The 21871-nt window shown below is 63.5% G+C and carries 19 protein-coding genes; 11 read left to right on the forward strand and 8 right to left on the reverse strand.

From position 1 onward, the window contains the following. Nucleotides 1–80: 80 nt before the first annotated feature. Both GGQ67_RS04950 and GGQ67_RS04955 read right to left on the reverse strand, forming a co-directional pair. Entirely contained in the window at nucleotides 81–3236 is a 3156-nt protein-coding gene (locus tag GGQ67_RS04950) for an efflux RND transporter permease subunit (RefSeq protein ID WP_183899086.1), read from the reverse strand. Further along, nucleotides 3236–4435, reverse strand: a complete 1200-nt coding sequence (locus GGQ67_RS04955) for an efflux RND transporter periplasmic adaptor subunit (protein WP_183899087.1) — start codon at nucleotides 4433–4435, stop codon at nucleotides 3236–3238. The genes GGQ67_RS04950 and GGQ67_RS04955 overlap by 1 nt, the downstream gene beginning before the upstream one ends. Nucleotides 4436–4838: 403 nt before the next feature. On the opposite strand from GGQ67_RS04955, the gene GGQ67_RS04960 reads away from it, so the two are divergent. Together GGQ67_RS04960 and GGQ67_RS04965 are read left to right on the forward strand one after the other, a co-directional pair. Next, complete coding sequence (locus GGQ67_RS04960) at nucleotides 4839–5660, forward strand: alpha/beta fold hydrolase (RefSeq protein WP_183899088.1); 822 nt, start codon at nucleotides 4839–4841, stop codon at nucleotides 5658–5660. 250 nt (nucleotides 5661–5910) lie between these two features. Further along, nucleotides 5911–8391, forward strand: coding sequence for an ATP-dependent helicase (locus tag GGQ67_RS04965; RefSeq protein ID WP_183899089.1), 2481 nt, complete (start codon nucleotides 5911–5913; stop codon nucleotides 8389–8391). 272 nt (nucleotides 8392–8663) lie between these two features. Here the strand turns inward: GGQ67_RS04965 and GGQ67_RS04970 are convergent, their stop codons facing one another. Continuing rightward, nucleotides 8664–9011, reverse strand: coding sequence for a hypothetical protein (locus GGQ67_RS04970; RefSeq protein WP_183899397.1), 348 nt, complete (start codon nucleotides 9009–9011; stop codon nucleotides 8664–8666). A gap of 263 nt (nucleotides 9012–9274) precedes the next feature. Between GGQ67_RS04970 and GGQ67_RS04975 the strand changes: the two genes are divergently transcribed. From GGQ67_RS04975 to pncA, 6 genes are all read left to right on the forward strand, one after another. After that, nucleotides 9275–9730, forward strand: a complete 456-nt coding sequence (locus GGQ67_RS04975) for a hypothetical protein (protein WP_183899090.1) — start codon at nucleotides 9275–9277, stop codon at nucleotides 9728–9730. 54 nt (nucleotides 9731–9784) lie between these two features. Next, nucleotides 9785–9961 (forward strand): hypothetical protein, encoded by a 177-nt coding sequence (locus tag GGQ67_RS04980; protein WP_183899091.1) that lies wholly within the window; start codon nucleotides 9785–9787, stop codon nucleotides 9959–9961. Nucleotides 9962–10316: 355 nt separating this feature from the next. Further along, nucleotides 10317–11072 carry a carboxy-S-adenosyl-L-methionine synthase CmoA gene (cmoA, locus tag GGQ67_RS04985; RefSeq protein WP_183899092.1) on the forward strand — a complete coding sequence of 252 codons (756 nt, stop codon included), beginning with the start codon at nucleotides 10317–10319 and terminating at the stop codon, nucleotides 11070–11072. Nucleotides 11073–11083: 11 nt separating this feature from the next. Next, nucleotides 11084–11833: a methyltransferase family protein gene (locus GGQ67_RS04990; protein ID WP_183899093.1), complete on the forward strand. Its 750-nt coding sequence runs from the start codon at nucleotides 11084–11086 to the stop codon at nucleotides 11831–11833. Nucleotides 11834–12799: 966 nt separating this feature from the next. Next, nucleotides 12800–14098 (forward strand): glucose/galactose MFS transporter, encoded by a 1299-nt coding sequence (locus GGQ67_RS04995; protein ID WP_183899094.1) that lies wholly within the window; start codon nucleotides 12800–12802, stop codon nucleotides 14096–14098. Nucleotides 14099–14201: 103 nt separating this feature from the next. Beyond that, nucleotides 14202–14828: a bifunctional nicotinamidase/pyrazinamidase gene (gene pncA, locus GGQ67_RS05000; protein ID WP_183899095.1), complete on the forward strand. Its 627-nt coding sequence runs from the start codon at nucleotides 14202–14204 to the stop codon at nucleotides 14826–14828. Nucleotides 14829–14926: 98 nt separating this feature from the next. Here pncA and GGQ67_RS05005 read toward each other — a convergent pair whose 3' ends face one another. Further along, nucleotides 14927–15175, reverse strand: a complete 249-nt coding sequence (locus GGQ67_RS05005; protein WP_183899096.1) for a DUF2164 domain-containing protein — start codon at nucleotides 15173–15175, stop codon at nucleotides 14927–14929. A gap of 142 nt (nucleotides 15176–15317) precedes the next feature. Here GGQ67_RS05005 and GGQ67_RS05010 point away from each other — a divergent pair, with 142 nt between their 5' ends. Beyond that, nucleotides 15318–16034 (forward strand): AzlC family ABC transporter permease, encoded by a 717-nt coding sequence (locus GGQ67_RS05010; RefSeq protein WP_183899097.1) that lies wholly within the window; start codon nucleotides 15318–15320, stop codon nucleotides 16032–16034. 1 nt (nucleotide 16035) lies between these two features. Next, entirely contained in the window at nucleotides 16036–16344 is a 309-nt protein-coding gene (locus tag GGQ67_RS05015; protein ID WP_183899098.1) for an AzlD domain-containing protein, read from the forward strand. A 47-nt stretch (nucleotides 16345–16391) separates the two neighbouring features. Here the strand turns inward: GGQ67_RS05015 and GGQ67_RS05020 are convergent, their stop codons facing one another. Then, on the reverse strand, nucleotides 16392–18227 hold the full coding sequence (locus GGQ67_RS05020) for an aminopeptidase P family protein (RefSeq protein ID WP_183899099.1): 1836 nt from the start codon (nucleotides 18225–18227) through the stop codon (nucleotides 16392–16394). A gap of 285 nt (nucleotides 18228–18512) precedes the next feature. Between GGQ67_RS05020 and GGQ67_RS05025 the strand changes: the two genes are divergently transcribed. After that, nucleotides 18513–18662, forward strand: a complete 150-nt coding sequence (locus tag GGQ67_RS05025) for a hypothetical protein (RefSeq protein WP_183899100.1) — start codon at nucleotides 18513–18515, stop codon at nucleotides 18660–18662. A gap of 236 nt (nucleotides 18663–18898) precedes the next feature. On the opposite strand, the gene GGQ67_RS05030 is transcribed toward GGQ67_RS05025, so the two are convergent. From GGQ67_RS05030 to GGQ67_RS05040, 3 genes are read right to left on the reverse strand one after another with little or no spacing between them, the layout of a single operon-like run. After that, complete coding sequence (locus GGQ67_RS05030; RefSeq protein ID WP_183899101.1) at nucleotides 18899–19777, reverse strand: 50S ribosomal protein L11 methyltransferase; 879 nt, start codon at nucleotides 19775–19777, stop codon at nucleotides 18899–18901. Between the two features lie 15 nt (nucleotides 19778–19792). Continuing rightward, the gene (locus tag GGQ67_RS05035) at nucleotides 19793–20917 is read right to left on the reverse strand and encodes an FAD-dependent oxidoreductase (RefSeq protein ID WP_183899102.1); all 1125 of its coding nucleotides are present in this window, start codon (nucleotides 20915–20917) and stop codon (nucleotides 19793–19795) included. 4 nt (nucleotides 20918–20921) lie between these two features. After that, nucleotides 20922–21524 (reverse strand): SCO family protein, encoded by a 603-nt coding sequence (locus tag GGQ67_RS05040; RefSeq protein ID WP_183899103.1) that lies wholly within the window; start codon nucleotides 21522–21524, stop codon nucleotides 20922–20924. Between the last annotated feature and the right edge of the window lie 347 nt (nucleotides 21525–21871).

Raw genomic sequence — 21871 nt, forward strand, 5'->3', positions numbered from 1 at the left:
CATTCCGAAAGGATGCCGGAGCGCCGCCGACGACCGCGCCGAAGCGCGATCGTCAAGCCGCGATCATTAAACCGCGGCGGTCATTCCGCGGCTTCCAGCTGGTTCCGAGCGGCGACGATTTTCGGCCGCTCCGCATGTTCCATCTCCTGATGCAACCGCGCTTCCTCATGCGCATGCGGCTTGGCGAAGCGGGCGATCAGCAGATAGGCGACGGGCGTGATGAACAGCGTCACCAGCGTCGCGAAGCCGAGCCCGCCGACGATCACCCAGCCGAGTGCGACGCGCGCCTCGGCACCCGCTCCCTGCGCGAACACCAGCGGCACGCCGCCGAGGATGGTGGCGATCATCGTCATCATGACGGGACGCAGGCGCAGCGCGCAGGCCTTCTCGATCGACGCCCTCACACCTTCGCCCTGATCGCGCAGCTGGTTGGCGAACTCGACGATCAGGATGCCGTTCTTGGCCATGACGCCGACCAGCAGCACGAGGCCGATCTGGCTGTAGATGTTGAGGCTCGATCCGGTGATGGCAAGCGCGAAGACCGCGCAGGCGAGCCCGAGCGGCACCGTCGACATGATGATCACGGACGAGAGCATGCTCTCGAACTGCGCCGCCAGCACCAGGAAGATGATAATGATGGCGAAGCCGAAGGTGAGCGCCATGCCGTTGGCGTTTTCCTCCAGCGTCGCCGCTTCCGCGAGCGGCATCAACCGCGCGCCTGAGGGCAGCAGCGGGCCGGCGAGCGTCACGGCTTCTTTCACCGCATCGCCGAGCGAGACGCCATCCTTCAGGCCCGCGGTAATCGCCACCGACGCCAGCTGCTGCTCGCGATTGAGCTGTGGCGCCACGGCGCCCTCTTCCAGCGAGGCGATGACCGACATCGGCACGATCTTGCCGTCGCCTGTCTTCAGGAACACGTTCTCCAGATCGGTCGGATCGTCGAGCGGCCGCGTGTTCGAGGTCAGGAGCACCGGATAGGCATCGCCCTTGACGAACACGTCGACCACCGAGCGGCCTTCCAGCAGCGACTGGATGGCGGTGGACAGGCCGGTGATGTTGATGCCGAGATCCGACGCCCGCTCGCGATCGATCGAGATCGATACCTGCGCCTGGGTCGGCTCGTTGGCCAGACGCGGCGTGTCGTATCGGCCGGTCGCGTCAAGCGCCTGCACCAGCTTCAGCGCCGACGCCGTCAGCGACTCGTAGTCGCTGCCGATCAGCGCCATCTGCAGGCCGTTGCCGGCGCCGCGAATACGCAGGCTGTTTGACTGGAAGGCGTTGCCGCGCAACGCCGGCACCTTCAGCGCCGCGCGATTGACATCGGCGACGATCTGGCTCTGCGTGCGCTCGCGCTCGCCCCAGGGGGCCAGTGTCAGCACCATGAAGCCGCTATTGGCCTCCCCGTTCTGTCCGGAGACGGAAAAGACGTTGCGGATGTCGCCGCTATCGACCAGTGGCTGCAGATACTCCTCGACCAGCTGCAGCTTGTCGCGCGTATACTCGAGGCTCGATCCCTGCGGCGTCGTCAGCCGCATCATCACCATCGCCCGGTCCTCGTTGGGCGTCAGCTCGCTCTTCACGCCGGTAAAGGCGACGACGGCCGCGCCGGCGAAGATCACCGAGAACACGATGACCATGAGCGGCGCGTTCAGGCAGCGCTGCAGGCACCACTCATAGGCGCTGGAGAACCGGTCGCCGAAGCGGCCGAGCATGCCGTGATCCTCTTTCATCTCCCTAGTCAGCATCCGTGACGCCATCATCGGGCAGAGCGTCAGCGCCACCAGCGACGACAGGCCGACCGAGAAGGCGAGCACGAAGCCGAATTCGCGGAACAGGCCGCCGACCTGGCCCGGCAGGAACGACAGCGGAATGAACACCGCCGCCAGCGTCGCCGTCGTCGCGATGACCGCGAAGAACACCTCGCGCGTCCCGAGCACGGCGGCCGCGCGCGGCCCCATGCCCTGGGCGCGCCGGCGCACGATGTTTTCGAGCACCACGATCGCATCGTCGACCACCAGACCGGTCGCCAGCACGATCGCCAGCAGCGTCAGGATATTGATCGAGAAGCCGACCATGTAGATCGCCGCCAGCGTGCCGATCAGCGCCACCGGCATGCTCACCGCCGGAATGATCGTCGCCCGCCAGTCGCGCAGGAAGAGATAGATGACGGCGGTGACGATGACCGCGGCCAGCACAAGCGCGAGCACCACTTCCTGGATGGCGCCCTGGATGAACACCGCGTCGTCGCTGGTAATGGCGATCTTGGTGCCCTCGGGCAGCGTCTTGGACAGCTGCGCCACCGCGGCCTTGACGCCGTTGGAAATATTCAGCGTATTGGATTGCGCCTGGCGGATGACGCCGAGACCGATGCCGGGAACGCCGTTCGAGCGCAGCGCCGTCTGGCCGTCGCGCGGTCCGAGTGTCACGGTCGCCACATCCCCCAGCCGCACCCGGTCCTGCAGGATGACGTTGGCGAAATCCTCCGGTGTCTGCAGGGTGGCGGTCGCGCGCACCACGATGTTCTGCGTCGAGCTCTTCAGCGAACCGGCCGGAACATCGAGCGCCGCGTTCGACAGCGCGTTGGTCAGGTCGCCGATCGTCAGCCCGCGGCTGGCAAGCTCTGACTGATCCACGTCGACGCGGAACACCTTCTCCTGGTCGCCGTAGCTCTGCACATCGGCGACGCCGTCGACGGAGGCCAGACGGTCGATCACCTCGTTGGTCACGAGCAGCGTCAGGTCGTCCATGTTGAGCTTGGTCGAGGTCACGGCAAGACGCATGACCGGCTGCGAATCCGAATCCGCCTTGACGATCTGCGGCGCGTCGGCGTCATCAGGCAACTGGTCGGTGATCCGTCCGATCGCGTCGCGCACGTCGTTGGCGGCGACCGCCAGATCGACCGTGTCGGAAAACTCCAGCGTCACGCGGCTCTGGCCGAACTGCGAGCTCGACGAGATCGACTTCAGCCCGCTCACCCGCGCGGCCGCACCCTCGATGACCTTGGTCACCTCCTGGTCGATCGTCTGCGGCGACGCGCCGTCGAAGGTCGTGCGCACGGTCACCACCGGCCGGTCGACGTCGGGAAGCTCGCGCACCTCGATGCCGACATAGGCCGCCAGGCCCGCGACGATCATCAATGTGTTGAACACCAGCGCCAGTATAGGCCGGCGCACGAAGAGCGCCGTGAAGGTCTGCTTGCCCGAAGGCGCGTTATTGTGGTTGCCGCTCTCGCTCATCAGCTGACGGGCTCCTTGGCGGCAAGCTCGCCACCTTCGGACCGCACCGGCCCACCCTCGCGCACCCGCTGCAGGCCCTGGGTGACGATCAGGTCGCCATCGGCGAGATTGCCTTTCACCAGAACGTAATCGGGATTGCGCTGGACGATGCTGACGCGCACCTTGGACGACTTCTGCTCGACCACCCGCCACACGAAGGAGCCTTGCGAATCCCACTGCACCGACTGCGGATCGACCGCCGGATACTGATTGCCCTCGAACCGCATGCCGACGCTGAACGACATCCCGGCCCGCAGCTCGTCGGAAGCATTGTTGATCCGCGCCCGCATCCTGAGCGTTCGGCTGGCGCGGTCGACGCGGTTGTCGATCGCCTCGACGGCGCCCGAAAACACCTGCCCCGGCCGCGCGACCGACGTCGCCTCGACCGCCTGGCCGACCTTGACCGTATTGGCGAAACGCTCGGGCACCCAATAGTCGACGAGGATCTCGGTGCGGTCGTCGAGCGTCACGATTGGCGTCGTCGTCGAGACGTTGTCGCCGATATTGATCGGCATGATGCCGACGATGCCGTCGATCGGCGCCAGGATGTTGCGACGGTCGAGACTGAGCTGCGCCGCCTGCAATTGCAGCCGCGCGTTCTGCTCGGCGATCTCCTGATCGAACACGTCCATGCGCGAGACGCTGGACTTGATATTGTTATAGAGGCTGGACTTCTCGACCGCCGCTTTCAGCGCCACGTCGGCCTGCCCCTTGACGATCACCTGCTCTTCGCTGTCGAGCTTGGCGATGACCTGCCCCTGCTTGACCCGGTCGCCCGACTTGACGAGGATTTCGCGGATGAGGCCGCTCGCCTGCGGCGTCACCACCACCGAGCGGATCGCGTCGCCGGTGCCGATCGCGCTCAGGCGGTCGTTGACGGTGCCGGGCACGACAGCCTGCGTGACGACAAGCACCGCGGCGTTGCGTCCGCCGCCACCGCCGCCGCCGTTGCCGCCGGAGCGACGATTGCCGGCCTGTTCGCCCGATGCGGCGGGCGCCGCCCGGCCGGAATTGTCAGGATCGATCGCCTTGCCGACAAGCGCTTCGGGAACGCCGGCATTGCGCAGCGTGTCGCGCGCGCCGGGCACAAAGAAAGCCCATGCGCTAACGCCGGCGGCGATGACGATGAGACAGATGGTAAACTGCTTCCAAAATGACATTCACGTCTCCAGAGGGACTCGAGGCTAGTCCAGGGTCGATCGAAAGAGGCGCGTACGAAGCAACCGCCGCGTAACGGCGCGAATTATCGTCTGTTTGCCGGTCAGCGGCAAGAGAATTGGCGCCCCATTACAGCATTGTAATGTCAACTGTCGATGACCGGAGAAGGCCTGTCGTCGCACGTTGATTTGGCCCGCCTGGCAGGCAGCCGCGCCGGACAACGCGCCGGCCGCGGCGCGCGCCAGAGGCCCCACCAAAGACCACGCCAGAGACCCCGCCAGACACAATGTCGGCCGCACCGGGAAATAGTGCTTTCGTTTCGCGCCATTCCGATGTTCTCTTCGGTGCCATGGGCCGAGGATGCGCCCGCGCTCCATTCATTCAACCGCAAAGAGGATGACGAGCATGCCGAAGATCGCCACCAGGGACGGAACGAAGATTTTCTACAAGGATTGGGGCACCGGCCAGCCGATCCTCTTCTCGCATGGCTGGCCTCTCTCGGGCGACGCCTGGGAAGCGCAGATGCTGTTTTTCGGCCAGAACGGCTACCGCGTCATCGCCCATGACCGCCGCGGCCACGGCAAGTCCTCCCAGAGCTGGGACGGCAACAACATGGACCAGTACGCCGACGATCTGGCAGAAATTATCGAGCATCTCGACCTCAAGAACCTGATCATGATCGGCCACTCCACCGGCGGCGGCGAGGTCGCCCATTATCTCGGCCGCCACGGCACCAAGCGCGTCGCCAAGGTGGTGCTGGTCGGCGCCGTTCCGCCGCTGATGCTGAAGACATCGGACAATCCCGAGGGCCTGCCCCGCGACGTCTTCGACGGCATTCGCAAGGGCACGGCGCTCGACCGCTCGCAGTTCTTCCGCGATCTCTCCATGCCCTTCTACGGCTTCAACCGCGACGGCGCCAAGCTCAACGAGGGCCTGCGCGAGACCTTCTGGCTGATGGGCATGGCCGGCGGCATCAAGGGCGAATACGACTGCATCCACGAATTCTCCGAGGTCGACTACACCGACGACCTGCGCAAGATCGACAAGCCGACATTGTTCATCCACGGCGACGACGACCAGATCGTCCCTATCGCCGCCGCCGCGCTCAAGGCCGCCAAGATCGTCCAGGGCTCGGTGCTCAAGGTCTACCAAGGCAGCGCCCACGGCCTCGCCCAGCTCGAACCGGAACGCTTCAACGCCGATGTGCTGGCGTTCATCAAGGGGTGAGACGTCGCCGCGCAGCCGGGTGTTGGACGCTTGAGCTTCATCCGCACCGTTGAACTCGCGGAGACGTGCTTAGATCCTCGGCACTCGTCCCGAGCATCTGCCAAGCCCTCGCTTTACTCGACGCCGATGGACACTGGCCGCCAACGAGCACCACCCGCTCCCCACCATCCTACGCAACATCCCGTGGACCGGGAATGAAAGCAGAACATCTTTTCTGGTCTTTCCGATCCGAATCACTACATTACGCGCCATGAGCAATAGTTTCGACGATATGCCCTTCTTCGACGAGGAGCCGGGCGAAGCGCCGCGCAAGCAGCAGGCCCCCGCGGCTCCCGCAAGAGGAGCCCCGGCATCAGGAGGTCTCGCCGCCCGCGCCATGGCTGCCCGTGGCGGCGCACAGCGACCGGATTATCTCGATGGCCTCAATCCCGAGCAGACCGAAGCCGTCGAGACGCTTGAGGGTCCGGTCCTCGTGCTCGCCGGCGCCGGCACCGGCAAGACCCGCGTGCTGACCACCCGCATCGCCCATATCCTGAACACCAACCGCGCCTTCCCCTCGCAGATCCTGGCGGTGACCTTCACCAACAAGGCCGCCCGCGAGATGAAGGAACGCATCGCGCATCTGGTCGGCGGCGCGGTCGAGGGCATGCCCTGGCTCGGCACCTTCCACTCGATCGGCGTCAAGCTGCTCCGCCGCCACGCCGAGCTCGTCAACCTGCGCTCCGATTTCACCATTCTCGACACCGACGACGTCGTGCGCCTCGTCAAGCAGCTAATCCAGGCCGAAGGCCTCGACGACAAGCGCTGGCCGGCCAAGCAGTTCGCCGGCATGATCGACACCTGGAAGAACAAGGGGCTGGGCCCGGCCGACATTCCGGAAGGCGACGCCCGCGCCTTCGCAAACGGCAAGGGCCGCGAACTCTACTTCGCCTACCAGCAGCGCCTTTCGACGCTGAACGCTTGCGATTTCGGCGACCTCCTGATGCATCCGATCGCGATCTTCCGGAAGACACCGGATCTGCTCAAGGAATACCACCAGCGCTTCCGCTATATCCTCGTCGACGAGTATCAGGACACCAACACCGCGCAATATATGTGGCTGCGCCTGCTCGCCCAGCGCCCCAAGGGCGAGCCGCAGAACGTCTGCTGCGTCGGCGACGACGACCAGTCGATCTACGGCTGGCGCGGCGCCGAGGTCGACAACATCCTGCGCTTCGAGAAGGATTTCCCCGGCGCCAAGGTGATCAAGCTCGAGCGCAATTATCGCTCCACCGCCCATATCCTCGGTGCCGCCGCGCACCTGATCACCCACAATGAAGGCCGCCTCGGCAAGACTCTCTTCACCGACCGCCGCGATCCCGATGATATCAAGGTGCAGGTCCACGCCTCCTGGGATTCGGAGGAGGAAGCCCGCGCCATCGGCGACGAGATCGAGCAGCTGCAGCGCAATCAGCACAAGCTGAACGACATGGCCATCCTCGTGCGCGCCTCCTTCCAGATGCGCGAGTTCGAAGACCGCTTCGTGACACTCGGCCTCAACTACCGCGTCATCGGCGGCCCGCGCTTCTACGAGCGCCTCGAAATCCGCGATGCCATGGCCTACTTCCGCCTCGTCGCCCAGCCGGCCGACGACCTCGCCTTCGAGCGCATCATCAACACCCCCAAGCGCGGTCTCGGCGACACCACCGTGCGCGCATTGCACGATTATGCCCGCGCCCGCGACATACCGATGCTGGCGGCAGCGGCCGACATGATCGAGACGGACGAGCTGAAGCCGAAGGCCCGCAAGGCGCTGTTCGACGTGATTCAATCTTTCCGCAGATGGCAGGAAAGGCTTGAAAACACGTCACATACCGAACTCGCCGAGCAGATCCTCGAGGAGTCCGGCTATACCGACATGTGGAAGGCCGACAAGACCGCCGACGCCCCCGCCCGCCTCGACAACCTGAAGGAACTCATCCGCTCGATGGAGAGCTTCGAGTCCATGCGAGGGTTCCTCGAGCACGTCTCGCTGGTCATGGACGCCGAGCAGAACGAGAATCTCGACGCCGTCTCGATCATGACGCTGCACTCCGCCAAGGGGCTCGAATTCGAGACCGTCTTCCTGCCCGGCTGGGAAGAAGGCCTCTTCCCGCACCAGCGCTCGCTCGACGAGACAGGCCGCGCCGGGCTGGAAGAAGAGCGCCGCCTCGCCTATGTGGGCTTGACCCGCGCCAAGCGCCGCTGCCACATCTGGTTCGTCTCCAACCGCCGCATCCACGGCCTGTGGCAATCGACCATCCCCTCGCGCTTCCTCGACGAACTGCCCGACACCCATGTCGAGGTCGCCGAGGTCGAGCAGAGCTACGGCGGTTACGGCCGCGGCGGCTACGGCCAGTCGCGCTTCGACAAGGCCGAGCCCTTCGCCAACAGCTATTCCACCCCCGGCTGGAAGCGCGCCCAGCAAAACCGCAACGACGCCACCCGCGACAACTGGGGCTCCCGCTCCGGCCATTCCGTCGAGCGCATCGGCTATGGCGAAAGCGGCCCGAAGACCCGCACCATCGACGGCGAACTCGTCGCCAAATCGACAGCGACCCAGCCCTCGAAATTCACCGTCGGCGACCGTGTCTTCCACATGAAGTTCGGCAACGGCAACATCAAGATGATCGAGGGCAACAAGCTGACGATCGAATTCGACAAGGCCGGCGAAAAGCGGGTGCTGGACGGGTTTGTCGAGGCGGTCGGCTAACGAAACGCGGCGGCGGCGATCCGCCGTCACCCATTCGTGACTTCGCATATGAGCCCGCCTCCCGCATACTCCCCACGCCCGCACCACGAACCGCGGGCCCAAATAGGAGGATGCCATGAAACGCTACTCGCTATCCCTGATCGCAATGTCCCTTGTACTGGCCGTCGTCGGCAATCCGGCGATCGCGCTCGCTTGCAACAAGATCGTCGGGACGTGATCGGCTCAAGGAATGGGTGAGCGGGTGAAAGCCCGCTCACCCCCTCGACGCCCCCTCACCCCAGTATCGGCATCGACCCCAATCCCAATATATCGTTGAACAGCGCCAGCCCGATCCCCGCCGCCACGATCACCAATCCGATCAAAAACAGCCGCCGCGAGCGGTCGTATTTCGCCGCGATCAGGGAGTCCCTTGCAAGCAGGTCGGCGAAGACCTTCACCTGCAGGCCGATGCCGACGACGAGGAGCAGCATCGGCAGGATGTCGATCCGACTCCAGTCGTTCGGATTGGAGACCCAGCGGCTGATGAAGGTGAGACAGAAGCCCAGGATGATGCCGGCGGCGGTCAGCGAGCCGTTGCGGAATGTGGCGTCGATTTTTTCCTCTGGATCCGGCTCGGGCATGGCCATGGCTTTCGGCTGATCTTCTCCCGAAAGAAACGCAGAAATCCCCGAAGACGGCAAGAGCGACCAAGATCGCCAGGGCCGACATCGCCACGTCGGCGAATCAGCGATACATAGCGCAAGCACAATCTTAATCCGCACCGCCGACAGCGGTCAATCGCGCGAAATTCATCACAACATTCGCCTTTTGACGGCGACCGCAAATCACCTTAGCCCGTCTGCATCCGCCCGAGAAGGACGGCGGGTTCGCAAGGGAGATTCAGGTGACCAGCGTATCGTCTTTGGGTGGCGGCAGCGCCTCTTATATTTCCAGCCTTGACAAGAACGGCGACGGCGTCGTTTCGGCCGACGAACTGGCCGCCGCCAACACCACGAACAATTCAGGCACGACGGCGACCAAGGCATCGACGGCAAACAGCACCGCCGACAGCGCCAGCGTCACCCAGAAGATCGCCGCCGATATTCTCTCGCTGATGCTGCAGCTGCAGCAATCGAGCGATGCGAGCGACACCTCCGGCAACGACGGCGCCGTGAGCGGCAACAGCCCGAAGGGCATCCTCGCCCTGATGGATAGCAACGCGGATCGCAGACCGACCGCGAGCGAGCTCTTTGCCGATCCGTCGACCGTCGCACAGCAGGCCGGCACCGGCAGCGACCCTGCTGCCGCTCCGGTTCTCGCCGACATGCAGACCGTCGTTCGCGCCTATCAGAACACCTAGGGCTCCGCGCCCGCCGCTGGCGGCAACGTGCAAAACGGCTGACCGGCTGGCGATTTGGCGCCGCCGGCTAAGCCCAAACAGCCTCGATCGAACGCAAGCTCCGACTCGCCGGCGTCAAGGCCGAGTGCCGGGTTCTTCCGTCTGGCGAAGAACCGCAAGCTCTCCGAGGAGCGGATGAAGACGCTGGTGCGCGAGGCGGATCTCGCCGAAGCGCGTTTCGCGATCCCGTAAGGGCGGCCGCGCGTCGGTAAATGACCTCGGCCTTGAAGAGATCGCCGGTCGTTTCGGCGAACACGTTGTCGTGAGCGTCACCGACACTTCCCGCGAAGGCGCGTCTCCCGCCTCCTTGATAATCCCCGACCATCGGCACCCGTCCATTTTCCGGGAAGGCGGAGTTTCCGGCCATTCCGGAGGGTTCCGGCGCTAACCCGCTGGCTGCGTTGAGGCTGGCTTGCCTTGAGGCTGCTTCTTGCTCCATCGGCGCGGGCCTTGGAGCTTTCAGGTTGGAGTAAGGGTTCTGTGGCTACGTCGCCCGCCGGGTGCATTGGGGAAGGTGGACTTATTATCATTACTTATAGGAGCGGATATGACAGATAACCGTCTTGTCCTTCATACCAATTTGCGTGACCAGGTGTTCGCCGACGAACACGACGCGGTCGCGGACTTTTCCTTCAACTCGACCGTGGCAAGCGTGTTCGACGACATGGTCAGCCGATCCGTCCCGTTCTACGGAGAGATGCAGCGCATGGTTTGCGAACTGGCGCGGGACTTCGCCCAGCCGCAGTCGAAGCTCTATGACATCGGTTGCTCGACGGCCACGACACTCCTGACCCTTGATCACATTGTCGACAATCATGTCGATTTCGTCGGTATCGACAATGCCCCGGAGATGCTCAAGAAGGCCGCGGAGAAAATCGAGGAATCCGGCACGAACCGTTCGATCGACCTCGTCACCGCCGACGTTCACCGCGGCTTCACCATCGACAACGCCAGTGTCGTGACGATGCTGCTGACGCTCCAGTTCGTCCGCCCGCTTTTTCGCGAACGCGTGATGAAGACGATCTACGACGGGCTCAACGACGACGGCTGCCTGCTGCTGATCGAGAAGCTGACCAGCGAGGACACGACGTTCAACCGCCTCTTCATCGACCACTATTATGAATTCAAGCGGCGCAACGGCTACTCTTCCATCGAGATATCGAAAAAGCGCGAAGCGCTGGAAAATGTCCTCATTCCCTACCGCCTCGAGGAAAACATCCAGCTGCTGCGCGAAGCGGGCTTCAAGAGCACGGAGGTGTTCTTCCGCTGGTATAATTTCTGCGGCATTGTCGCGATCAAGTGAGACGGAATGACATGAAGAATCTGATGCTGAAGGTGGGAACCTTCTTTTTCAAGTATCGAAACCAGGCTTTCCCGCTGATCATCGTCGCCCTGTTCGTCGCCGCGCCACCGACGGTGTCGATATTCGGGAGTACGGAACTCGAGCGGTGGAAGGACGTCGTGGCGCTGGTCGTCATATTGTCGGGCCTCGTCCTTCGCGCGACCGTCATCGGCTATGCCTACATCAAGCGCGGCGGTCTGAACAAACGCGTCTATGCCAAGGACCTTGTCACGGAAGGCATGTTCGGGGTCTGCCGCAATCCGCTCTACGTCGGCAACATGCTCGTCTACTCGGGACTTTTCCTGTTCCACGGAAATCCGCTGGTCGTCGTCGTCGGGTGCCTGGTGTTCGCCTTCATCTACCAGTCCATCATCTACGCCGAAGAGGAATTCCTCGCAGACAAGTTCGGCCAGGGCTACCGCGACTATTGCCGGAATGTCCCGAGGTGGGGCCTCAAGCTCAGCGCGTTCGCTTCCTCGACGGAGGGAATGGCATTCAACTGGAAAAGGGTGATCGCCAAGGACTATTCGACGATGTCGTCGACGCTGATCGCGGTCGTGGCAACGGAGTTCTACAGGCTTGCCGCCGACTCGATCACCGAGCAGGAGATCTCCTACGCCGTTGTGTTAGGGGCGCTTCTTGTCGCCGTTCTTGCCTTCACCGGACTGACCAGCTCGCTGAAGAAGCTCGGCGTGTTCGATGACATGACAACGGCGCACTGAGGCCGGCGACGACGCCAAGCGGGCGCGCCGCAGCTTGTCTCTGGCAAGATTTCGCCGCGCCACGCCCCTCTGCGCTCCCGGACATCTCCCCCTTGTGGGGCGCGGGCCGAGACACCTGGCTCGGCCCCATACCACCACCCGACCCCACGGGCACGATCATCCACCCCACGAAACAAATCCCTCAACCCGCTCAACACCCTATCACCAGCGCCACACATTTCTCATCCCCGCCCCGCGCCGCCACGCCATACTCCTCCTCGTCACCGCACTGGGAGCCGGGTCGCGAACCGGATGCTCAGCCGCTTGAAATCCGGCGTGTGGTGATGGTTGCCAAGGGGATCGAACGCCGTCAGGGCCGATGATCCACCGGCAAGACCGATCCGAGAGACGCTCCTGTCGGGTCGGGCGAACCGGAAACCGAGGTGATCGGGCAGGCGGACAGCCTGACATCCATACCACCGACAACAAACCGCCTGCCCTTCCCGTTTCATGACGCCGACCGTCGCGAGGCTTTGCTTCGCGCGCGGTTTTGGCGTGCGTGGTGTTGGCTAAGTTTGGCGTTCTGCCGTGTAACGCCCTCTCTGGCCTGCCGACCATCTCCCCCCACAAGGGGGGAGAAAACTCGTGGCTAGCGCTCGCCCAGACAGCAAATGTGGAGCGAGCGGCCGCCCCCAGCGTTCTCCCCCCTTGTGGGGGAGATGCCGGCAGGCAGAGAGGGTCTTTCGCGCCGCACCCACCCCAAGAAAACCCCCTCTCCCCACCTCGCATCTCGCAAGCGCGAAACAATTTACCGCAAAGCACAACAAAATACTTTGAATGCTATCGAAATCTCCGGATTGAGCATATATGAGACCTTGCGGCTTGCTGCACGCTTCCCCCCAAGCGCCCCGCCGAGCCGCCGCCGGCCCGTTTTGACAACGGCTTTCAAAGGAAAATACCCGGCGTCCACAACAGGAGATTCATACCGTGGCCAGTATCACAACTAGCAATGCCGCGACGACGACGTCGTCGTCCCCGGCAGCCAATTATAAATTCGCGCTCATCGCCCTGACATCGCTGTTCTTCATGTGGGGTTTCATCACCTGCCTGAACGACATTCTCGTCCCGCATCTGAAGAACGTCTTCCAGCTGAACTACACGCAGTCGATGCTCATACAGCTGTGCTTCTTCGGTGCCTATTTCATCGCCTCCCTGCCATCGGGCGCGATCGTCAGGCGCATCGGCTACAAGTGGGGCATCGTGCTCGGCCTGGTCGTCGCCGCCATCGGCTGCGCGCTCTTCGTTCCGGCCGCCAGCTACCGCGTCTACGGCCTGTTCCTGGGCGCACTCTTCGTGCTCGCGAGCGGCGTCACGCTGCTTCAGGTCGCCGCCAACCCCTATGTCACCGTGCTAGGCCCGCCGGATACCGCCGCCAGCCGCCTGACCATGACCCAGGCGTTTAACGCGCTCGGCACGACGCTCGCCCCGATGTTCGGCGCCCTCCTGATCCTGTCGGCGACGACGGCGGCTGTGGCCGGCGCCACACCGGAGCAGCTCGATGCGATCAAGATCGCCGAAGCCGGTGCCGTGAAGTTCCCCTACATGCTGCTTGCAGCCGCCTTCCTGGTGCTCGCCGCCGTCTTCGCGGCCCTCAAGCTGCCGCAGGTCGAGGGCGATGAGGAGATCGAGCCGATCGTCGGCGGTGGCTCGGCCTGGCAGTTCCGCCACCTCGTCCTCGGCGCGGTCGGCATCTTCGTCTATGTCGGCGCCGAGGTCAGCATCGGCAGCTTCCTCGTCAACTTCATGAGCCAGCCCGAGATCGCCGGCTTCTCCGAGGCCGACGCCGCTCATTACGTCTCCTATTTCTGGGGCGGCGCCATGGTCGGCCGCTTCATCGGCGCCGTCGCCATGCGCTATGTCGACGACGGCAAGGCGCTGGCCTTCAACGCGGCGGCCGTCATCGCCCTGCTGCTGGTCACCGTGTTTACCACCGGTCACGTCGCCATGTGGTCGATCCTCGCCATCGGCCTGTTCAACTCGATCATGTTCCCGACGATCTTCTCGCTCGGTCTCTACGGCCTCGGCAGGTTCACCAGCCAGGGCTCCGGCATCCTGTGCCTGGCCATCGTCGGCGGCGCCATTCTTCCCGTCATCCAGGGTGTTCTGGCCGATACGATCGGCATCCATCTCGCCTTCCTGATGCCGATCATATGTTACACATATATCGTCTTCTACGGCCTGAAGGGTCATCGCCCGATGGCGCATCAGATCGCCCGTCACGCCTGACCGATAAAATCGCACCCCGCCTTGACGGCGGGGTGCTTCCACCCTTGCGTCGGCCGATCCGGCTTGGCATGTTGCTGTGCAACAATAGGTGGAGAAACTGCCGATGAAGGCCTTGTTACTGATCGACATCCAGAACGGGTTCTGCCCCGGCGGAAACCTTGCCGTTCCCGATGGCGACAAGGTGGTGCCGGTCGCCAACCGGCTGATCGCGAGCGGCCGATATGATCTGATCGTCGCCTCGCAGGACTGGCACCCGGAAGGCCACGGCAGCTTCGCCTCCGCCCATCCCGGCAAACAGCCCTTCGAACTGCACGAACTGTCAGGCAAGCCGCAGATGATGTGGCCGGACCATTGCGTCCAGGGCACGAGGGACGCCGAGCTGCATCCCGAGCTCAGGGTGCCCGAGATCGACGTGATCTTCCAGAAGGGCGAGAAACATCACGTCGACAGCTACTCCGCCTTCCGCGACAACGATCAGGACGCCATCACCGGCCTTGCCGATTACCTCAGGGAACAGGGCGTCACCGAACTCGACCTATGCGGGTTGGCGACCGACTACTGCGTCAAGTTCTCGGCGCTCGATGCGCTCGAAATGCTCCCCGGCGTCAAGCTGCGCTTCATCGAGGACGCCAGCCGCGGCATCACGCCGGACGGCGTGGCCGCCGCGATCAAAGAGATGCGCGAAAGCGGCATCGACATCGTCACCAGCGAGCAGCTGATCGGCGGCTAAAGCAATTCCAGCAAAAGTGTAGCGCGGTTTTGCGTCCGGAATTGCGTAATAACAAATAGATAGAGCATTTTTGCGTTTCGAGGAAACGCGGAAAGGCTTTAGTCACCGGCATCGCGCTGCAACTGATAGACATCGTCCGAAAAGTCGTCGATGCGCCGCGCCAGCGCCGCCTGCGCGTCGTCGATGCCTTGCCGGTAATAGGCGGCCCCCACTTCCTTGGCGAAGAAATCAAGCACCAGCTCGGCCTTCAGTAGACCGATCGGCTGGTCGAGCTCGCGGTCGAAATGGTGCTGGATGCGGCCAATCAGCGCCGCCTTCTCGTCCTTGGAAAATTCGATCGGCTTCATCGTCCCCTCATTGGCTTCACATCGCCACGTCGCGGCTACCCCGCACCGTTCAGCGAAATCGATCGATCAATCAAGGAAATTCGCTTGCAGCCGCAGCCGCCTCCCCTTAGAGCGGTTCCAAATTCCAGGAGGATGATCGCCGATGTCACGCGCGAGTTTTACCGACGGCCTGCGCGGCGGCTTCCCCATCGCGCTGGCGTCCGCCCCGTTTGGCGCGCTGTTCGGCGCGCTTGCCGCCGACAAGGGCATGTCGCTGTTCGAGCTCACCTTCATGAGCGCGACGGTCTATGCCGGCGCCAGCCAGATGGTTGGCCTCGAGCTTTTTGGCAACGACGTCCAGGCCTGGCTGATCGTCGCCTCCATCCTCGCCGTCAACTTCCGCCACGTGCTCTATTCGGCGGCGATCGCGCCCTACATCAAGCATTTCACCAAGCTGCAGAAATTCTTCACCTTCTTCCTGCTTGTCGATCCGCAATTCGCCGAAACGGTCAAGCGCGGCGAGGCTGGCAAGCCGGTGACCTTCGCCTGGTATCTCGGTTTCGGCCTCATCATCTATATTCCCTGGACGATCGTCAGCCTGATCGGCGGCACGCTCGGCCGCTATATCGGCGATCCGAAGTCGATCGGCCTCGATATCCTGCTGCCGGCCTATTTCCTCGGCATCGTGCTGGATTTCCGCCACCGCAACAACTTCCTCCCCGTGGCCGCGGTCAGCGCCGTCGCATCGGTCGTCGCCTATCGCTATGTCGGCTCGCCCTGGCATGTGAGCCTCGGCGCCGCCGCCGGCATCCTGCTCGCCGCCCTGTTCCCGCCGCCGCCGACCGCGCAGGAACTCGAATCCGATCTGCACGAGGTGTGACGTGACCATCGATTCCCACATGCTGCTGGTCATCCTGGCGGCCGCCGTCGCCACCTATGCGACGCGCATCGGCGGCTATATCCTGATCACCACGATGAAGCGCATCCCGCCGCGCATGGAGGCGGCCCTCGCCGCCGTGCCGGCAGCGGTCTTGACCACGCTCGTCGCCCCCGCCTTTTTCACCGGCGGCTGGGACACCAAGCTGGCGCTGGTCATCGCCCTTGTGGTCGGCCTGCGCGTCTCGCATACATGGATGCTGGTCGCCGCCTGGGCGGTCGTCATGGCCTGGCGCCACACGATCGCCGGCTGACGCGGCGGCCGATCATACGGCCGCCGGCCTTACCCGTTCGATACGGCTCAATATTCCAGCGGCAGCGTCGCATTCTCCAGCCACGCCTTGACCTCGTGGTCATGGATCAGCGGCATCAGCGCCTCACGCGTTTTGGCGTGATAGTCGTTGAACCAATGCAGTTCGTCATGTGTCAGAAGCTCGGCGATGACGAGGCTGCGGTCGATCGGGCAGAAGGTCAGCGTCTCGAAGCTCAGCACCGGCATGTCGCCGCCCTCGACGGGCTCGGCATCGCGCACGTAGATCAGGTTCTCGATGCGGATCCCGAACGCGCCCGGCCGGTAGTAGCCCGGCTCGTTGGAAAGGATCATCCCCGGCAGAAGCTCCTGCGTCGACATCCTGGAGATCCGCTGCGGCCCCTCGTGCACCGAGAGATAGGAACCGACGCCGTGACCCGTGCCATGGCCGAAATCGGCCCCTGCCCGCCACAGCGCGATGCGCGCCAGCGGATCGAGATCGCAGCCGCGCGTACCCCTAGGGAACCGCGCCGTGCTGATCTGGATCATCCCCTTCAGGACCAGCGTGAAGAACCGCTTCTGCTCTTCCGAGACCGTGCCGACACCGACCGTGCGGGTGATGTCGGTGGTGCCGTTGATATATTGCGCGCCGGAATCGATCAGGAACAGCTCGCCCGCCTCAAGCTTTCGGTTGCTCTCGGTCGTCACCCGGTAGTGCATGATCGCCGCGTGCGGTCCTGCACCGGAGATCGTGTCGAAGGAAATGTCCTTCAGCGGGTTCTGCATGCTCTGCCCGACCTTGGCGCGCGCCGCCTCGAGCTTCTCGGCGACCTCGATCTCGGTCACCGTGCCGGGCTTGGTCCGCGCCAGCCAGCACAGGAACTCGACCATCGCCGCGCCATCCTGCAGATGCGCTGCCGCCGACCCGTTGATCTCGACGCTGTTCTTCACCGCACGCGGCAGCTTCGCCGGATCATTGCCCTCGACCACGACACCGCCTGCCGCGCGGATGATGCTGGCGAGCCCGTGAGACGTGAGATCGGGATCGACGAGCACCCGGCCGCCATCCCTGGAGACCGCCGAAAGCGTCTCCTCGAGCGCCGATGGCGGCAGCTGCGCGCACATCTGCGCCAGATAGGCCTCCTGCTCGATCCCGGTCTTGCGCTTGTCGAGAAACAGGTCGGCCTTGCCGTCCGCATGGATGATGGCGCGCGCCAGCGGATGCGGCGTGTGCGGCACGTCGGCGCCGCGAATGTTGAAGATCCAGGCGACCGACGACGGATCGGCGATCAGAACCGCCTTGATATCCTTGGCTTTAAGATCGGCCGCGATCTTGGCGATCTTCTCGTCGGCCAGAACACCCGCTTGCGCCACGTTCTGGATCGAAACGGCGCCCAGCGGCTCCTGCGGCCGGTCGGCCCAGAGCCGGTCGAGCGGATTGTGGGGAAGGATGACCAGCGAACCGCCGATCGCGTCGAGCGCCTTCTCGAGCCGCTTGACCTCGGCGCCCGAATGCAGCCACGGATCGATCCCGAGCCGCACGCCCTTGGCGCCATGATTGCCGAGCCACAGATGCGGCGGCTCGTTAACGAGATCGCCGCCCGTAAACACCGAACCGTCCACCTGCTCGGCGAGCTGCGTCACGTAGCGGCCGTCAACGAACACGATCGCCTGCGTGCGCGTCACCAGCGCCATGCCGGCCGAGCCGGTAAAGCCCGTCAGCCACGCCAGACGCTCGGAACAGGCCGGCACATATTCGCCGTTGAACGCGTCCGCCCTGGGGACAAGAAAGGCGTCAATATCGAGATCGTCAAAACTTGCACGCAGCGCGGAGGTGCGATCGCGGCCGAATTGTGGCGTGGAGGTGACTTCGAAAGACTGGTACATGCTCAAAAACCTGATGTTTGGTCCGCCATTCAATACGAATCCGGCAGGCGGAATGCCGCTATGTTATCGGAATTTCACGCGAACGGGAGAAAAACCGCGTCTCGCCGATGATCGAAAGCCGCGTAATATTTGGGCGGAAATGAGGCGCAATTCACCGGATTGGCACGCTTTATGCATTGGCTGCATGGCTCCCATGAAACAAACCCTCTGCCTCAATTTTTTCAATCGGTTATAAGGCGCCCATCGAATGGTTCGAAGCGAACCGCAAACAAAAGGATTTTTGAAATGACTGCCTCTCTGTCGCGCTCCGCTTACAGCAGCCCGTTGCAGGCTGGCGAGCGCCAGACCGTCCGTCATGTCATCGGCGCTCGTCGCCCGCTGAACGAAGGCCCGCGCACCATTCTGGGCGGCGCCGCAAGAAGCTACGCATTCTGAGCAACGCGCCGCTCCGCTCTCCTCCTCCCTCACCGGAACGGCGATCAGAATAAGTAGACGTCTGCTGGAGCACTCCTCCTCATCAAGCTCGCGGACATGATCGGGAAACCGGTCGCAAGGCGGTGCCATTGGCGCCGCCTTTTCTTTTTGTCGCGACGAGACGCGCCAGGAACGCGAAAGCCCCGAGGCCAATGAGGCGCTCGGGGCTTTTTTGATTGTGGGCCTGGATTCAGACCTCAGGGCCGATCGAGATGGATCGTTACCCAGCCGTTGCGCCAGATGGTGCACACATGCCTGAGATGCGCGCCATTATAGGCCGCCAGCACCTTCCAGCGCTGCGATGCCAGAATGCCCGACAGGATCACCGATCCGCCCGGCGCCAGATGCGTGACGAGCTGCGGCGCCATCTTGATCAGCGGCCGCGCCAGGATGTTGGCGATGATGAGGTCGAAAGGACCGTGGTTCGAAAACGCCGTCGAATGGAAGCCCGGCGCCGTTTCCGTGACGATCCCCGACGCGATGCCGTTGCGGCGCACGTTCTCGGCCGCGACACGGGTGGCGATCGGATCGATATCGGTGGCCAGAACCGGAATGTTCTTCAGCTTGCGCACCGCGATCGCCAGAACGCCGCTTCCCGTGCCGAGATCGAGCGCGTTGCGGACCCGCCGCGAACGAACGACGCGGTCGATGACCTCCAGGCAACCCGCCGTCGTGCCATGGTGACCGGTCCCGAAGGCCTGCCCCGCATCGATCTCGATGGCGATATCGCCGGAGCGCACCTTGTCGCGGTCGTGCGAACCATGAACGAGAAAGCGCCCTGCCCGCACCGGCTTCAGCCCCTCGAGCGATTTCGCCACCCAATCGACATCGGGAATGACCTCGCGCTCGACGGTCATCTCGGGGAACGCTTCGGAAAGCGCCGCCTCGACGCGCACGCGGACGTCATCCTCGTCGACCTGCATCATGTAGACGGATGCTTCCCAGATGTCCTTCTTCTCGTCGATTTCGGTGGTGGCGATGGCGAAGTCTTCTTCGCCGAACACCTCGGACAAAAGGTCGAGCACTTCCCCGGCCAGCACTTCTGTCGTCGTCACATAGAGGCGGATTTCACTCAAGGTCGGTCTTTCCCGTTACAACGCACCGTCGATCCACGGCGGCGGCGGCGTGTCGTATCCCGCCACGCCGTTCAGCAATCTTCGTTGGAATGCAGGTAGTCTAAAAAGCACCGGCACCGCAAGGTTCCGGATCGAAATAGCCAGCCGATTGCGCATCGCGATCAGCATCGTCAGCTGCCGCGTCTGCTTCAGCACGGTCTTGACCGCCGGCAGCCGCAGCCGGCTGTACTCGCTCTCGCGCCCCTCGGAAATCAGATAGGCGAGCCAGCAGGCATCCTCGATCCCCAGATTCATGCCGCGCGCGCCGGCCGGCGAATGGATATGCGCGGCATCGCCGGCAAGGAAGACATTGCCCTTGGCCATCTCCTCGACATGGCGGAAGTGAATGCGAAACTCCGAGGCCCAGAGGCGCTCCGCCACCGGCCCGGGATGCACGATCCTCGTCTCGAAATCCGGCAGCGTCGATATGAACCGCAGCACATCGCGCTCGACCGGGATCCGGCCGATCATGCCGGGATCGACCAGTTGCATCTCGATGAAATGCGGATCGATTTCCTTCTTGTAGCGAAAGTCGGCGAGATAGAAGCTGCTCTCCAGCGCCTCGCCCGGAAAGCCGATGCCGACAGCCTTGCGCACCACCGAATGCGCGCCATCCGCCCCGATGACGATATCGAACGTGGCGGTCTCGACGGTCCCGTCAGGCTTGCGCAGCGTGACGACGGGCTTGGCATCGCCGGATACCTTCTCTATCGCGGTCTGCCACTCGGGATCGACCTCGTAATCGTCGAGCTTGCTCAGGAGCAGCCGCTCGGTGTGGCCCTGCGCCAGCGCATAAATGGCGCTGAAGCGCCCCGGCACCTTGGTCGTGTCGACCGTCGCCAGCCGACGCCCCTCGGACGTCGCGCGAAACTGCGCGATCTGCTGCGCCTCCTGCAGGATGGCATCCGTCACCCGCGACGGACCGAGCAGCGTCAGCGTCCGCGCGTTGACGCCGAGCGCCCGGCTTTCGGCAAGCGGAACGGGACCGACGTCGTTGTCGACGACGCGTGGTCGAAAGCCGCGTCTGGCGAGTTCGAGGGCCACGGTGAGACCGGTGGTGCCGGCGCCTGCAATCAGAATGCTGCGATGCCCCGGCGCCATGACGTCATCCCTTTTTGGCGAGGTTCTCCAGCTTTTTTACCGCCGTATCGGAATTTTCGCCATAGGCGATCGTGCCGGCGAAGCGGCCCGTGGAATCGAGCAGGAACACCGACGCCGTGTGATCCATCGTGTAGTCGCCGTTCGGATTGTTTTCGTCGACGGGCACCTTCTTGGCGTAGACGCGGTACCCCTTGACCATCTCGGCCACCTTGTCGGGCGCGCCCGAAATGCCGACGATCCGCTTGGAGACATTCGACACGTACTGGTTCATCACCTCGGGCGTATCGCGCTCCGGATCGACGCTGACGAAATAGGCCTGCAGCTTGTCGCCGTTGGGATCGACCTTGCTCATCCAGCCATCGAGTTCGTAAAGGGTCGTCGGGCAGACCTCGGGGCAGCTGGTGAAGCCGAAGAATATGGCGGACGGCTTGCCGCGAAACGCCTGTTCGGTGATCGGCTTTCCATCCTGCGCCACAAGCGTGAACGGCACGCCGAACGGTCCGTCGGGGGCGGCCTCGTTGGTCTTCGTCACGTTCAATGTAAGCCATCCCAGAATGCCGGCCATCAGGAACACGGCAACCCAGACCGCGATACGCACTGTTTTCATCGATAGAATCCTCGCCCCGAAAATGATCCCTTTTTTCGCCTGATATCGCGTCGCATCCAACCGCGCAATTCAACAACCGCTGTTCGAGCCGTGATGAATTGCCTCACCCCTGCCGCGCAAAGACGTCAATCGGCGAAACCTCGGCCAATATTGCCGCGATCTCGCGCCATGTTAAATCAATCGTAACCTCTCCACGCGAACAATCGAAACAACTGAACGAGATCGATACAGCGACGACTCACCCGGACCTATGGGTGCAGGGCGCGGCGGGATCGACGCGACGAGACGTTCAAGATCGGCGAGGGCATGAATGCCCGTCACACGCCGCGGGAAGCATCAGCAGCCTC

Origin of the sequence: Rhizobium metallidurans (assembly GCF_014196505.1) — a bacterium.
GTDB lineage: Bacteria > Pseudomonadota > Alphaproteobacteria > Rhizobiales > Rhizobiaceae > Rhizobium > Rhizobium metallidurans.